This window comes from Penaeicola halotolerans, assembly GCF_016464625.1.
Lineage (GTDB): Bacteria > Bacteroidota > Bacteroidia > Cytophagales > Cyclobacteriaceae > Penaeicola > Penaeicola halotolerans.
Window position 1 is genome coordinate 1 of sequence record NZ_JAEAGO010000022.1, and the last position, 351, is coordinate 351.

Annotated in this window: 1 rRNA gene; it reads left to right on the forward strand. The window is 42.2% G+C overall.

Going from position 1 to position 351, the window contains the following annotated elements:
- Positions 1-150: 150 nt before the first annotated feature.
- A 23S ribosomal RNA gene (locus tag I5349_RS13625) occupies positions 151-351 on the forward strand; the annotation flags it as partial.

Below are 351 nucleotides of genomic sequence, written 5' to 3' on the forward strand. Positions count from 1 at the left end.
GCCGTACCGGAAGGTGTGGCTGGAACACCTCCTTTCTGGTGAATATTGGTTGCTTGTTATCTTACTGAAATTATTTAAACAAAGAATCACGTAAGGTGATTCAGAAGTTCTTTGACATAATGTATAAGAGAAATAGAATAAGAATAGTAGAGTTAAGTGAATAAGGGCGTACGGGGGATGCCTAGGCTCTCAGAGGCGAAGAAGGACGTGATAAGCTGCGAAAAGCTACGGGGATTTGCAAATAGGAATTGATCCGTAGATATCCGAATGGGGAAACCTACCTTGTTGAAGACAAGGGATCAGATTAATTCTGAGGCGAACGTGGGGAACTGAAACATCTAAGTACCCATA